The 13,931-nt window shown below is 31.9% G+C and carries 14 protein-coding genes; 2 read left to right on the forward strand and 12 right to left on the reverse strand.

Translation table 11 applies throughout. The features are described from left to right. Positions 1 to 134: 134 nt before the first annotated feature. Complete coding sequence (locus tag KPL54_RS10360; RefSeq protein ID WP_216106501.1) at positions 135 to 1,850, forward strand: methyl-accepting chemotaxis protein; 1,716 nt, start codon at positions 135 to 137, stop codon at positions 1,848 to 1,850. A gap of 111 nt (positions 1,851 to 1,961) precedes the next feature. On the opposite strand, the gene KPL54_RS10365 is transcribed toward KPL54_RS10360, so the two are convergent. Genes KPL54_RS10365 through KPL54_RS10380 form a run of 4 tightly spaced genes read right to left on the reverse strand, consistent with a single transcriptional unit; the run spans position 1,962 to position 4,362 of the window. Further along, complete coding sequence (locus KPL54_RS10365; protein WP_216106502.1) at positions 1,962 to 2,396, reverse strand: MOSC domain-containing protein; 435 nt, start codon at positions 2,394 to 2,396, stop codon at positions 1,962 to 1,964. Next, entirely contained in the window at positions 2,396 to 2,875 is a 480-nt protein-coding gene (gene moaC, locus KPL54_RS10370) for a cyclic pyranopterin monophosphate synthase MoaC (RefSeq protein ID WP_216106503.1), read from the reverse strand. Before moaC ends, KPL54_RS10365 begins: the two co-directional genes overlap by 1 nt. Positions 2,876 to 2,879: 4 nt before the next feature. After that, positions 2,880 to 3,839, reverse strand: a complete 960-nt coding sequence (gene moaA, locus KPL54_RS10375) for a GTP 3',8-cyclase MoaA (RefSeq protein ID WP_216106504.1) — start codon at positions 3,837 to 3,839, stop codon at positions 2,880 to 2,882. A gap of 31 nt (positions 3,840 to 3,870) precedes the next feature. Beyond that, positions 3,871 to 4,362 carry a MogA/MoaB family molybdenum cofactor biosynthesis protein gene (locus KPL54_RS10380; protein WP_071614883.1) on the reverse strand — a complete coding sequence of 164 codons (492 nt, stop codon included), beginning with the start codon at positions 4,360 to 4,362 and terminating at the stop codon, positions 3,871 to 3,873. A gap of 340 nt (positions 4,363 to 4,702) precedes the next feature. On the opposite strand from KPL54_RS10380, the gene KPL54_RS10385 reads away from it, so the two are divergent. Next, the gene (locus KPL54_RS10385; RefSeq protein ID WP_216106505.1) at positions 4,703 to 5,782 is read left to right on the forward strand and encodes an XdhC/CoxI family protein; all 1,080 of its coding nucleotides are present in this window, start codon (positions 4,703 to 4,705) and stop codon (positions 5,780 to 5,782) included. Positions 5,783 to 5,825: 43 nt separating this feature from the next. On the opposite strand, the gene KPL54_RS10390 is transcribed toward KPL54_RS10385, so the two are convergent. Genes KPL54_RS10390 through KPL54_RS10425 form a run of 8 tightly spaced genes read right to left on the reverse strand, consistent with a single transcriptional unit; the run spans position 5,826 to position 13,882 of the window. After that, entirely contained in the window at positions 5,826 to 7,151 is a 1,326-nt protein-coding gene (locus KPL54_RS10390; RefSeq protein ID WP_216106506.1) for a DVU_1553 family AMP-dependent CoA ligase, read from the reverse strand. Between the two features lie 23 nt (positions 7,152 to 7,174). Then, a complete protein-coding gene (locus tag KPL54_RS10395) occupies positions 7,175 to 7,801 on the reverse strand; it encodes a histidine phosphatase family protein (RefSeq protein WP_216106507.1) in 627 nt (208 codons plus the stop codon). Next, positions 7,798 to 8,922, reverse strand: coding sequence for a DVU_1551 family NTP transferase (locus KPL54_RS10400; protein WP_216106508.1), 1,125 nt, complete (start codon positions 8,920 to 8,922; stop codon positions 7,798 to 7,800). Before KPL54_RS10400 ends, KPL54_RS10395 begins: the two co-directional genes overlap by 4 nt. Before the next feature lie 16 nt (positions 8,923 to 8,938). Further along, positions 8,939 to 10,219, reverse strand: a complete 1,281-nt coding sequence (gene trsS / locus KPL54_RS10405) for a radical SAM (seleno)protein TrsS (RefSeq protein WP_216106509.1) — start codon at positions 10,217 to 10,219, stop codon at positions 8,939 to 8,941. Positions 10,220 to 10,232: 13 nt separating this feature from the next. Then, entirely contained in the window at positions 10,233 to 10,673 is a 441-nt protein-coding gene (locus tag KPL54_RS10410) for a DVU_1555 family C-GCAxxG-C-C protein (RefSeq protein WP_216106510.1), read from the reverse strand. Positions 10,674 to 10,686: 13 nt separating this feature from the next. Continuing rightward, on the reverse strand, positions 10,687 to 11,400 hold the full coding sequence (trsM, locus tag KPL54_RS10415) for a DVU_1556 family methyltransferase (protein WP_216106511.1): 714 nt from the start codon (positions 11,398 to 11,400) through the stop codon (positions 10,687 to 10,689). Continuing rightward, positions 11,397 to 11,606, reverse strand: a complete 210-nt coding sequence (locus KPL54_RS10420; protein WP_071611916.1) for a DVU_1557 family redox protein — start codon at positions 11,604 to 11,606, stop codon at positions 11,397 to 11,399. Before KPL54_RS10420 ends, trsM begins: the two co-directional genes overlap by 4 nt. 2 nt (positions 11,607 to 11,608) lie before the next feature. After that, positions 11,609 to 13,882 (reverse strand): pyridine nucleotide-disulfide oxidoreductase/dicluster-binding protein, encoded by a 2,274-nt coding sequence (locus KPL54_RS10425; protein WP_216106512.1) that lies wholly within the window; start codon positions 13,880 to 13,882, stop codon positions 11,609 to 11,611. Between the last annotated feature and the right edge of the window lie 49 nt (positions 13,883 to 13,931).

Genomic DNA, 13,931 nt, shown 5'->3' on the forward strand with positions numbered 1-13,931 from the left:
ATTTTAATTATACCAAATACTCCTATTATTGTACAAATGCACGGTTTAACGCTTCCATATTAATGAAATTACTAGCATAATAGTTAAGATACTCTATAATTAGACGATAATATATATAAAAGGTGGGATAATACATGAAAATGAATTTAAAAAGAATAAAAAATACAAAAATTACAACAAACATAATAATAATTTGGATTATATCATTACTTGCAACACTCTCAGTAGGTGCCATTGGTTATACTAATACTAGTAAAATGTATGCTATTAGTAATGATGTTAACAGTAACGTTATTCCAAAACTTAAGGATTGGGGTGATGTTAATGGATATATGGGTGTCCTTCGAAATACTTTAACTAAAATAATTGATAGACCCTTTGACAAAAAAAATGAAACTGGGATGTTAGATTTAAACAGTAAAATCACTACAATTATTAATAGACAAGTCATAACATCGAAAGGTGATTCAACAGAAGCTGCTTTAGTAAAATCAGCAAAAGATGCTTATGAACATTATTACTCATTCATTCCAAGTATAATTGATCAAAGAAGACGAAATCTTGTTCCTGATAAACAAATAACAAATGTTGATATGGGTGTGTTTGGTACAATTCTTGCCAAAAACATTACAGATCTTGTAGATTATCAAAAACATATTGCCGGTCTTCAAAATGATAAGTCTAGAAACTTATATCATAGTAGTAGTATTACATTCGGAATTATATTTTTATTATCTATTTTAATTTTGTCTGCTATATCTCTACTTATTATTTTGGTATTAAAGAATTCTATTAAAGAATTTACGGATAAACTACATATATTATCTAATGGCGATTTTACAGTAAAAATTGATACAGAACTAACTAACGAATTTGGTACTATGAATACTGCATTAATAAAAACTATAACTTCAATTTCAAATATTTTAACTAACATTAATCATGATTCGGTATATATTTCAGAGCAAGCACTATCATTATCTTCACTATCTGAAGAAATGAATGCATCAACTAAAGAAATATCAAGTTCAATTAATGAAGTTGCACAAGGTTCCTCTAGCCAGGCCCAAGAGCTTATGGATATGAGTAGTTCACTAAATTCTTTTGGTAAAACGCTAGAAGATATTACTTTATCTATAACTGGGGTTGATAAGAATACAAATGCTATAAACTTTAAAGCACAAAATAGCAATAATGAATTAACTCATCTTGCCACTTCAATTAATGATATAGCAGTTTCTTTTAAAGATGTTAGCATCAAAATATCAAACTTAACTAATAGTGTTAATGAGATAACAAAAATAACAAATTTAATAAATGCTATTGCAAGTCAAACAAACTTACTTGCACTAAATGCAGCAATCGAAGCAGCAAGGGCCGGTGAGTCTGGAAAAGGCTTTGCAGTTGTAGCTGATGAGATTGGGAGGCTAGCTGAGCAATCTAAAAATTCTTCAGATGATATAAATAATTTATTAAAATCCATACAACAAGAAACTAAAATTGTTACTGAAACTACGGATACTGCGAATGGAGAACTTACAAAACAAATCTCTGTTGTAGATACATCTATATCTTCCTTTAAGGAAATAATAACTTCTATTGAAAATATATTACCTGAAATAGCAGGTATAAACAATTCAATACTCGGTATAAATAACAGTAAAAATACCATAATAGCATCTGCTGAGAGTACATCTTCAGTATCAGAAGAAAATTCTGCAGCTGCTGAGCAAATATCTGCCGCTACCGAGGAAATGACAACTTCATCAAATGAAGTCGCAAGATCGGCTCAGTTACTAAATGATAAAACTGCTTCTATGATAAAGCAGATTGAAAAATTCACTCTTTAGTAATTTTGTCATTAAATTTACTGTTAACAAAAAACTATATAAAGTAGCAGAAAAACTAGGGTTAACGCTCTAGTTTTTCTGCTACTTTATTATTTTATATTTTAAAAAAACTTATTTTTGTACTAATATATCATCTCCGGCCTGAATATAACCAGCCTCTAGCACCTTAGCAAATATACCTTCTCTTGGCATTATGCAATCACCAACAAGTTTCATTATTTCACAACCAGCATGACATTCCTTTCCTATCTGTGTTACCTCTAAAACTACCTCTCCAATTTTAAGCTTAGTTCCAATAGGAAGTTCATACAAGATTATTCCCTCTGTAGTAATATTTTCAGCAAATTTTCCTGCACTTAATCCTTGAGTTCCCTTTGCTTTCATTTTATCAATGCTCTCAACCCCAAGAAAACTAACTTGTCTATGCCAATCACCTGCATGTGCATCTCCCTCTAATCCATAATTGAATTTGAAGAAACCTTTTTCGATAGGATGTTTTACTACACCTTTTTTCTCGCTTATATTTACTGCAATAACCTTTGCCATTACAATCCCTCCCTTTCAAATATTCCTGATTTTCCACCACTTTTTTTTACAAGCATAATATTATTTATAACCATGCCTCTATCAATTGCCTTACACATGTCATATATAGTTAGTGCTGCAACAGATACCGCCGTAAGTGCTTCCATTTCAATGCCAGTCTTTCCTACAGTCTTCGTCGTTGCAGTTATTTCAATTTTACTGTTTTCGAAATCGATTTTAAAACTAATATTACAGCCTGATATCATTATGGCATGACACATTGGTATTATTTGCGAAGTGCTTTTAGCCCCCATAATTCCGCCTACCTGCGCTACCGCCAGTACATCTCCTTTTAAAATAGATCCATTCTCTATTTTTTCTAAAGTTTCTGTCTTCATTGAAATTGACCCAACCGCTATGGCTTCCCGAACAGTATCAATTTTTTCAGATACATCTACCATTTTAGCTCTTCCTTCTTCATTTATATGTGTAAATTCCATTCTTTTATCCCCCTATCTGGTACATCATCTTTTCACTTCTACTGATTTTTTCTTCCTCAAGATGATGTTCAAGTGGCTTATCAAAAATTGCTTGTTTTAAAACATTTGTAAGCATTTCTTCATTATTTAGATATTGCTTAAGGTTTATCTCTTCTTTTGAATGAAGACACGGCTTAATTGTTCCCGTGGATGTAAGTCTTATTTTATTACAATCTGCGCAAAATTTGCAACTCACTGGACTAATGAAGCCAATCTTTCCCTTTGCCCCTTTAATCTTGTACATTTGAGCAGTGCTACTTTTTTCATTCTCAATTTGAGTTAACTCAGGATGATTTTTTAGTATTTCCATAAAACTGATTTTGCTTTTATCATAAATCTTTATACCTTCACCTATAGGCATTAGTTCAATAAACCTTATTTCTATTGGCATTTCGCGAGTTAAATTTAAAAAGTCTTCAAATTCTGTATCATTAAACCCTCGCATCAATACAGTATTAATTTTTACAGGTTTTAACCCAAGTGTTAAACATCTATCTATACTTTTCATTACCTTATCAAGATTTCCTATTCTTGTTATACTTTTAAACTTCACATCATCCAATGTATCAAGGCTAATATTAACTCTTTTAAGTCCAGCTTTTTTTAGGTCACTTGCCATGTCACCAAGTAAAATACCATTTGTAGTTATGGAAATATCCTCTATCCCTTGTAGTTTTGAAGTTTCATATATTAGTTTATCTATATCTTTCATCACCAGTGGTTCACCACCAGTATACCTTACTTTGTTAATACCTAATTTTTCTGATACTTTTACTATTTTTAAAATTTCTTCAAACCGAAGTATATCCACATGTTCTAATTTTTTCATGCCCTCTTCTGGCATGCAATATATACATCTTAAATTACACCTATCAGTTACTGATATTCTTAAATAATTGATATTTCTCCCATGACTATCTCTCACAAAACCATCTCCTAAAATTCAATTATTTCCGCTAGATTCTAGCGCACTCATTAGCTTCCCCTTTAAGTATATCAATACCATGTGGAATTGCTTCAATTATAAATTGAAGATTTTCTACAGCACCTTTGGGACTACCAGGAAGATTTATAATCAAGGTTTTTTTACGTATTCCTGCAATACTTCTTGAAAGCATAGCCTTTGAAGTAATTTGGAGTGATTTCATTCTCATAACCTCACCAAATCCAGGTACATATTTTTCAATAACATTTTGAGTTGCCTCAGGGGTGACATCTCTTTGTGAAAATCCTGTGCCTCCATTAGTTAGAATTAAATCCACTTTAAGATCATCACATAAATAAATCAATTCTTTTTCTATTTCATCTTTTTCATCAGAAATCATTTTATAGAAACTTATAACATATCCCTTGCCTTCTAATTCACTTCTTATTGCAGGACCTGTCCCATCAATTCTTTCTCCACGAGAACCTTTATCACTCATAGTTAATATTGCAGTTTTAATCATTTTCATCGCCCCATTTTTAAAATTTGCCGAATTTAATTGTATGTATAATACTACATTTTCTTTATATTCTTTATTAGAACCCATCACTTTTATATCTTGTATAAAAAATCACTAATCGTTTACAATTTTGAGCAAAAGATTAAATTTTCTTTAATTATTACTAAATTTAACTTTATTATATCATTATTTTATCACATTTTTAATCAACTTACCTTGTAATCTTATTATTTTTATTTGTTTTTTGTTTAAAACTTCTATAATTATTGATACAATTAGAATTATAGAACTAATTGAACAAAGATAGTGTTTACACTATCGATAAAGTAGGAGGAATAAAAATATGAATGTAGCTACCTATAAAAATTTGCTAGTCGAAGTTGAAAAAGGTAACAATTGCGTTATGATTACAATGTTAAATAACAAAAATTATGAGAATAAACCGTCCCGTAATAAATTTTTTTTTACTGAAGAGAATCTGAGCAATCATAATCACATATCTGATCTAGATAAACTACTTTACGAAAAATCAAAGTATGCTTTAGAAACCGGCAATCTTCAATTTGTTAAAACATCTGAAAATGAAACTTATTTAATTGAACCATATTTTCCTGAGCCACGATTAATAATTTTAGGTGGTGGACATATTGCCAAACCCTTAGCTGAATTTGCCTCAAAGACAGGGTTTTCAGTTACAGTTGTTGATGATAGACCCTCATTTGCAAATAGCGAACGATTTCCTACTGCGCAGAAAGTAATTTGTGAAAGTTTTGATAACTGTTTCGACTTAATTAATTTAAATAAGTCCGCCTATGTTGTTATTGTAACTCGAGGTCATCGACATGATATGGACTGTTTAAGGCAAGTTTTAAAACATAATACTGCATATGTTGGAATGATTGGTTCAAAACGACGCGTTAAAATTGTTATGCAGCAAATGCTAGACGATGGATATTCAAAGGATAAATTAAACAAAGTCAATGCACCTATAGGTCTTAAGATAGGCGCAGTTACACCTGACGAAATAGCGATTTCTATTATATCACAGGTAATTAGTTACAGAAGACTTGGCGATACAACTGCTATTACTAATCCTATAAAGACCAATTGGCCGGAATTTGATCATGATGTATTAAATGAATTATGCCAAGAAGCAAATTCTCCTGGAGCAATGATTACAATTATTTCTACTAAAGGATCAGTTCCAAGAAATGCTGGAGCTAAAATGCTTGTGTGGCCCTTTGGAAAGATCTTAGGGAGCATCGGCGGAGGATGTAGTGAAGGCGAAATAATTAAAACCGCCCGTGATTTAATTAAGGATGGTGGATATAAACTTCAAAGCATAGACATGACAGGTACCATCGCAGAAGATGAAGGTATGGTATGTGGCGGAATTATGGACGTAATAATAGAGACTTTTTAAAAATAGAATCCATGGTAATTCGTTAATTGCCATGGGTCCTATTTTAATTTAAACGATATAATTTTCGTTTAGTCATTCCATTACTAATTTCAATATTGTTAAGTAAGCCACCAAATTCTATGGATATGTTGTTATTTTCCATTAATAAACCTAAGTACTTATCTTGCCTAATGCAATTTTTAATGTTATTAAATTTTATAGGTATTTGCGGGTTTACTGGCTTTACGCTTATACTAAGCACTCTATTTTCTCCATCATTAATGCTAACTGTGTAATCAAGCACATTATCAATTCCAAACATAACTTCATCAATCATTCCTATAGAAAGAAGCTTCCCATCTTTTAACTTTAAATATTCGTTAACTCTTCCTTTTACATAATCCATTCTTTTAAATATATTACTACAAGAACAATTTTTAGGCAATAACCTAGCAATATCTCCAGTTCTGTACCTTATAAGTGGCATTGCTTCTCTCCTAAACGTTGTAATTACCACTTCACCATAACTACCCTCTTTAACATTTCGCCCAGTTACTGGATCAATGATTTCAGTGTATAAATCCACATCTCGCATATGGTATCCATTTATAGCACTACATTCCACTCCGCCTCCATACCCCATCTCAGTCATTCCATAATGAGTAAATACTTGACAACTAAAGGCACTACTCACAGCAATACATAATGTTCTTGGCACATAGTCTCCACTTAAAAGGACGCTTTTTAGTTTCAAATTTTTATACCTAACATCAGTGAGTTTAATTTTTGCGAGATAAAATACTTGAATTGGTAACCCTACAATACAATCAATGTTTTTTGATTTTATTGTTTCTAAAGCATCCCAAACATTAAACACAGGTCCATATATAATTCCCTCACAGCCTGCTTCATTAAGTCCTTCCTTTAAAAGTTGACCTATACTATGGGAACTTTTTCCTGGCATAAATATAAGTACTCTTTGACCTGGAGTTACAATATTAAGCATACCGTATTTAAAAAAATCGGATGTAGCTTTAAGATCATTTTCAGTAAAAAAAATTCTTTTAGGATTTCCCGTAGTTCCCGAAGAAGTCATTGTTACAATCCTTGAAATTTGGTCAAGTGTTGTACATAAAAAACTTTTTGGATTTTCCGCTAAATCATCTGAAGTAGTAAAAGGTACTTTTTTAAAATCTTCAAACGATTTAATCTCATCACTAAATATATTTTTTAATTTTTTCCCATAAAACTTGCTTTCTTTTGAGAGATTAATAACCTTCCTAATTTCCCCTAATTGATATAATTTTAAGCTTTCCTCAGAAAGTTTTTTATCACCAGTTTCCATAAGGATTCTATCTTCCATCCATTTTTCATATAGTGTTTTAAGCATATTACACACTCCATATTACTTATCTATTCAAGCTTTCCTCTGCCCTCAATAGACAAAGTTTTGAGATTGATCCCTTCTACAAAAAAATTAGATTCATCAAAATTTATAATATTAATACATCCATAATCTTGCTTTATATTAAAAAGATCCTTTAAATCTAAGTTTAAAAGGTTACAAAGCAATGCTCTAATAAAACCTGCATGACTACAAATAACAACATTCCCTTTTGTAGAATAAATTATATAATTAAGAATCTTTATTGCCCTTTGCTGACAAGATCTAAATGATTCACCATTAAGAGGTGTAAAGTCCGCTATGTTTTCTCCTCTTTTTTTATAAACTTCTGGATCTTTATTTTTTACTTCATCAAAAGTTAATCCATCTAAATTCCCCATATTTATTTCTCTAAGTTCTTCTAAAAAAGTCACTTCTCGATCTGGAAAGGCAATATTTACAGTACTCTTGCACCTAATTAGATCACTACTGAAAATATTGTTAATAATTACTCCACTCTCCATAAAAATGCAGGCTAATTGCTTTGCATCATTTATCCCCTTAACAGAAAGCCCGCAATCTGTATGTCCCAAATACCTTTTTTCTCTTCCATATTCAGTTTCTCCATGTCTTAAGATATAAATATTTCTTTTCAAAACTTATCACTAATGTTTTCTAGTTTTGCCCCTAATATACTTTCAACTTTTTCCTTAAGTATTTTTGCATTAATATATTTTTCATTTACTTTTTCAAAAATATCTGGCACATCCTTATATCTACTAAATGAGTCTTCAAATCTTTCCTTTAATGTGACTAGTGTTTCCCCATTAAATAGTTTATCGCAAAGATAAACTATTTCTTTTTCACCTATTTCATATTTAGTCTTTAGCGACATATGTTCATTAATAATTTCCATTGGGCACTTATATCCAAAACCTTCAACAATTTTTGCTCCTCGCAAAGCATGGTTTTTCGATCCCTTAGCTACATCATGAAGTAGTGCACCAGCATAAATACAATTTATGTTTAACTTATATCCATTAGCATTAAGTAAAAGTGACACTCCCTTTGCAAATTCAGCTACTCTCTTCATATGATTTATTGTTTCTAGTTTTACATTACATAATCTTAATATCTCCATACATTCTTTATAATCAGGACAGGGATATACCGAAAGATGCTCTAAAAGAACTTTAAAATCTTCTTTAGTATCCATATCAAGTAAAACACCCCTATCAGCAACTGTCTCATAATACCACTGTTTTTTATGCTTATTGAATAATTCTCTTAATCCTCCTTTAGGATTACTATTTATTATTTCTTGCGTTAGTGAGTATGGAACTAATGTGGGATGACCTGTTTCCTTTTCGAATATAGGAAATAATATGCCACCTTTAATTTTATCATAACTTTCCATCATTTTCTTAACAGTGTGATCTCTCACGGAAGGGATATCTACAGGTAATATAAAAAACGCATCTGTTTCCTTTGTAAGTGATTCTACTCCAGCTATTATTGATGAGTACATACCTTCACTATATTTATCATTGATTACAACCTTAATATCGTTTAATCCAATTTTAATATCACACAATTCCTTTTCTATACGATCATTCAAATAGCCTGTAACTACAATAATATCATTTATTCCGCAGTTTTTGAAAAGTTCTATACATCTTTGAAGTGGAGTTTTACCAGCCAAATTAATTATTGGTTTAAAGCTCCCCATCCTTGTCGAATATCCTGCTGCAAGTATTATAGCAGCATAGTTTTTCATGTAATCCTCTCTCTTCCTATCTATATAATTTTTTTTGGTCTAAGGTAGTAATATTGTATGCACAAAATGGAATTAAATTGCCCTCTTTACTAACAATATGAATACAACAATCCTTTAACCTCTGCGTATCTACATTCCAAGCATCTTGAAATGCCATACCTGATATACTGAAAAAGCCATTTTTTATCTTCTGATTCAATTCTTCAAATGAATTTTTCTTTGGTATGTATTTGTTTATTTTCACTCCGGACCAATTTCTCTCAACGAATCTTTTTGATTTTTTTGACCCTTCTTTGCCATTTTCTTCACCACAGCATTCACTTTTTTTACTTACGGTAATCAGTTTTCCATCTACTGATATGTAATTAGCATGAAAAGAACAATATGCATTTTCACAACCAGAAGGAGCAAAATCTAAAAGCTTAATTTTATAATCACTCTGCTGGACTATTTTAGATATAACTTCTGGAAGAGTAATTCTATCTTTATCTTCCGGCAACTTAGGTATTCTACCAAAATAGCTTACTGGTTGAAAATGCACCCCTCTTACAGTTGGCGAATTTTTTAATCCAAACTCAATAATATCCCAGAGAATATTATCATTTTTATTAGGCACCACTGTGCATACAAGAATTACACCAATCCCTAATTTTGCACTATATTCTATAACTTTTAGTTTATCCTGTATTGTATCTTTAGAATTAAACTGTAGAAAAATTGATTTGAGCCCTGCCTTTTTTAGTTTTTCATAATAACTATAATCTTTGAGGTTAATACCATTTGTGTTTAACTGGATAAATTTAAAACCCATGTTTGTTGCTTTAGATATAATCTCATGAAGATCTTCCCGCATCGTAGGTTCTCCTCCAGAAATCTGAAGATTATAAGGGCCACCGGCTTCAATAATTCTCGAGTACCACATTTCTATAGTTCCCATATCTGGGTCAGTTCCATTTCCATGTGCATCGGCAAAACAAAATTCGCAGCTCAAATTACACCTTGAGGTTACTTCAATAAGTACCGTGCAAGTATGTTGACGATGCTCACTACATAGCCCGCAGTCATGGGGACACCCCTTTTCTACCTTAGTATATGGCACCATTGGATAAGCTGGGCTCTTGTTTCTTTTCCAAGAGTCATAACTTGGCTTACCCCTCCAAATAACAGTCTTAAAAAAGCCATGCTCTTCACAATTTTTAGTTAAATATAAGTCGTCGCATTCTTTAACTACGGTAGCCTTGACTATTTTTAAACACACCGGACAAATACTTTGTGTTTCTTTTATTATTTCATTCACTTTACATACCCTCTCATCCTATATAACTATATTCTTTTAAGATCTCAGCGATTTTATTGTAAGATTTTTGAATCGCATTACCACATTTTATTGGATAAGCCTCATTATGATTCATATCATTAAGGACGTCTACTGTTATCATATCAACACACTGAGTGCTTTCAAACTCCTCTTCAAACCATTCTACATATTTTTGAATCATCCCTTTTAAATTACCATCACGAGTTTGAGTATCTATACCTTTCCCTGCGTAAATTCCAAATAGACATGCTCCTCCAGTAACAATGCCACAAGTCTTTCCAGTATTCCCTACTCCTGCGCAAAGCCCAGACATAGCCTTTACTAGTGGAACATTTTCAATTCCATTACTCTCAAGATACATAATTATAAGTATTTGACTACAACAATATCCAGAATTCGCTAATTTAAACATTCTAAATGCATCTGCCCCCATTATAATCCCTCCACTATTTTTTCTTAGCAATAAGCAAAAAATATCCTGGTTTGCATAACGTAAGTTTTTCTTGAAAATCACCACAGCTATTACAAGTTGCTACTTCCCAGAATTTTGCCATTGAACCATATTTAAATATTATTTCCACCATAAGTTGCCTAAGCAAATCCGTCCAATCCTCAAAACATATTATTTCAAAACCAACACTTACAATAACATCTTTTAATATATCTACATTAAAAAGGCCCCTCATACAACTATTGATATCATGTTTTTGCACTTCTTCAAGGTATTCTGGTCTTCTTGCATAGACATCTGATACAATAAAATATCCATCATTTTCAAGGACTCTATAGCTTTCCCTTATTGTCTCCTCAAAATCATCCATAAGGGACATAGTACACTCAGCCATAACCCCCTTAAAAAATTCATTTTTATGAGGCAATTTTTCTCCTCTCCCAAAATCTATTTGATGATTACCATACTTACCTTTGCCAAGCTCCAATAACTTTAATGAAGGATCAACCCCAAAAGCATTTAGCTTGTATAGTCTTTTAAGCCTTTCCACTGTTACTCCCATTCCACAACCAACGTCTAAAATTTTATCATTAAATTTAAAGTAACATATTTTAACAGCTCTATCAGTAAGAAAAACTCCACCTGGCCTTAGAGTATCTCCTGTTGCTCTTATCATATCTTCATTCTCAAAAACTGAGCAGCCTTTCATTTGTCCTCCAAACTCTTTTCTACTTCAAGCATTTGACCAGCTGCCAGCTCCTGCGTTATTAGAACATTTTTACATTTAGGGCACTCAAGTAATTCAATCTCAAAATTTCCTCCAAGGTACTCTGCTTTCACAGGTCCCTCCTCAAGATTGCCCCCACACTTAGAACAAACCCATACACTTTTTTTATTTTTGTTATCTTGTTTCATAGTCATACCCCCTTTACTTCCATTCTATGGCTGTAAGCATTAATAATATTAAAGCTATCATTTACCTTTTGGTACTCTACCCAGAAGGTTATATTTACAAACCTTTTCCATGCAAGAATGTGACCATTTTCCGGATTATAGAAACTATCATTAGATTTCTCTGCATAACCTATTACTCTCTTAATATCTCCCTCAAGAATAAGCTCATCTTCAATCTTATCTCTTAATTCCTGTCCAATAACTATTTTTAAGTCGTTGTATTCATCCTTTATTTCCATTTTCTCACCCCATAAATTATCTAGTAATTCTTTCTTAAGCTTAAATCTATTTGCTCTCCTATCAGATAATGTTGGAACTTTCATGTCTGAAATTTCCTCTTTACCACTTCCATATATAAGATCTAATATATGATAAGTCTTTTTCCCTTTTAATACAAATAGATCTCTACACATAGCACAATAAGCAAGAAAATCATTCTCTGAATCCTTTATTCTGTCCTGAGTTACTTCCCTGCTAAACTCCTTATTTGTATAATATACAAGCCCTCCATAACCACAACATTTAGTCCTTTCCTTTGTAAACTCTGGCTCTTTAATTTCATAATGGAGCCTTTTAGCAATATTTCTTATACTCTCTTGAATCCCCTTCTCATTTCTAGTGGTACATGCATCATGTACAGCTAATGTTTTACCATTTCCCGATTTAGCACCAAGTGGAATACCTTTTTCATCGAATACCTCCCAAAGAGACTTAATTCTTATATTCTTTAAACTTTCTCCAAAATTACTAAAACATGTAGAACATGCTGTTATGACAATAGGGTTACCTAACTTTTCTAAATTTGATTTAATTTTTTCTATACTACTATCATATTGTTCTTGCCTACCTGCCCACTTAGCCGGTGCCCCACAACACCCTAAATATAATCCAACACCACCATCAAGTTTTTCCATTAAATAATTATATGATTTAATAACATACTCTGAATAACTGGCACTTAGTTGACACCCAGGGTAAAACACGTACTTACTATTATTCATGCCAGGTTGATGTTTTATTAATTCAAAATATTTACTATTAGTAAATTCCATGTCTTTTAAAGCAAAATCATGAGTTGAAAGTGGCATTTTATTTCTAGAAACCATGCTTATCCTTGTTTCTTTGATTATATCTGCCATATTTATGGAAGTAGGGCATACAGCTCCACATAGACCACACTCTGTGCAAGAATTTATTGTTTTATTTGCATAATGATCTCCAAGAATAATACGTTCATTTTGGTTTATGGTTCTTATATACGCTTTAGGATCCAATTTCACCTTTTGGAGATGAACACAAGCTTTAACACATTTATGGCATTCACATTGAACACATCTTAGAGCTTCATTAATTGCTTCCTGCTTTGTAAAAGCAACATTTTCAGGCTTTATTCTCGGTGATATTTCCTCGTTTTCCATATCTACCTTAAGAATACTTTTGTAAGCCCCTTCTTTTGCTCTAAGTGCTGTAAGAGATTTTTTATATACAAATCTATCTATAGACACTGCTGCGCATCTTCCTGTTTGTACTGACTGTATAACAGATTCACATCCGCTAACTATTCGTCCACCAGCAAAAACTTTTTCTATTTCTGTTTGCATAGTCACTTCATTTACGGAGAATTTCTCATTCCATTCTCCGCTGCCAATAAAAACTGCATCATAATCCAGAGTGAGGCCTTTTAATTTTTCAGGAGTAATTTCTTGGTTTAATTTTATTTCAATGCCTTGCTTTTCTAATTTAATAACTTCTTCTTTAATTAGTTTTGGATTAAGTATTATTTCAGGCATTTTTAAAAGTGATCCACCTATTTCATTTTCTTTTTCATATATATCAACACTATACCCTTTTTTATTAAGGTCATAAGCACAAGTAATTCCACTTATACCGCCACCAATAACCGCAATTTTTTTATCAATCTTAGGTATAGGGAGTGTTTTGATTTTTGCACCACCACCATAAATTATAACTGCCTTTTCAAGCTCATGAATTGAGATAGCATTTCCATTAATATTAGTTACGCAGAGATTTTCGCAAGGATGATCACAAACCAATCCTATTATATTAATAAATGGCATTCTTTTACTCAGTATCCTATATGCCTCTTCAAAATTTTCTTTTCTTACCTCGCATATAAATGCTTTCACATCAACGTGAATTGGGCACTCAGTAACACATGTAGCAGGATTATCATTTATGCATAACTTCTGCATGGAAAGAAGTTTCTCTAAATCCATATGTTATTCCTCCAATATTGTTTTAAATGGAACCTAAAATGAATTTTTA

The sequence above is a fragment of the Clostridium estertheticum genome, assembly GCF_018861295.1.
Classification (GTDB): domain Bacteria; phylum Bacillota; class Clostridia; order Clostridiales; family Clostridiaceae; genus Clostridium_AD; species Clostridium_AD estertheticum_D.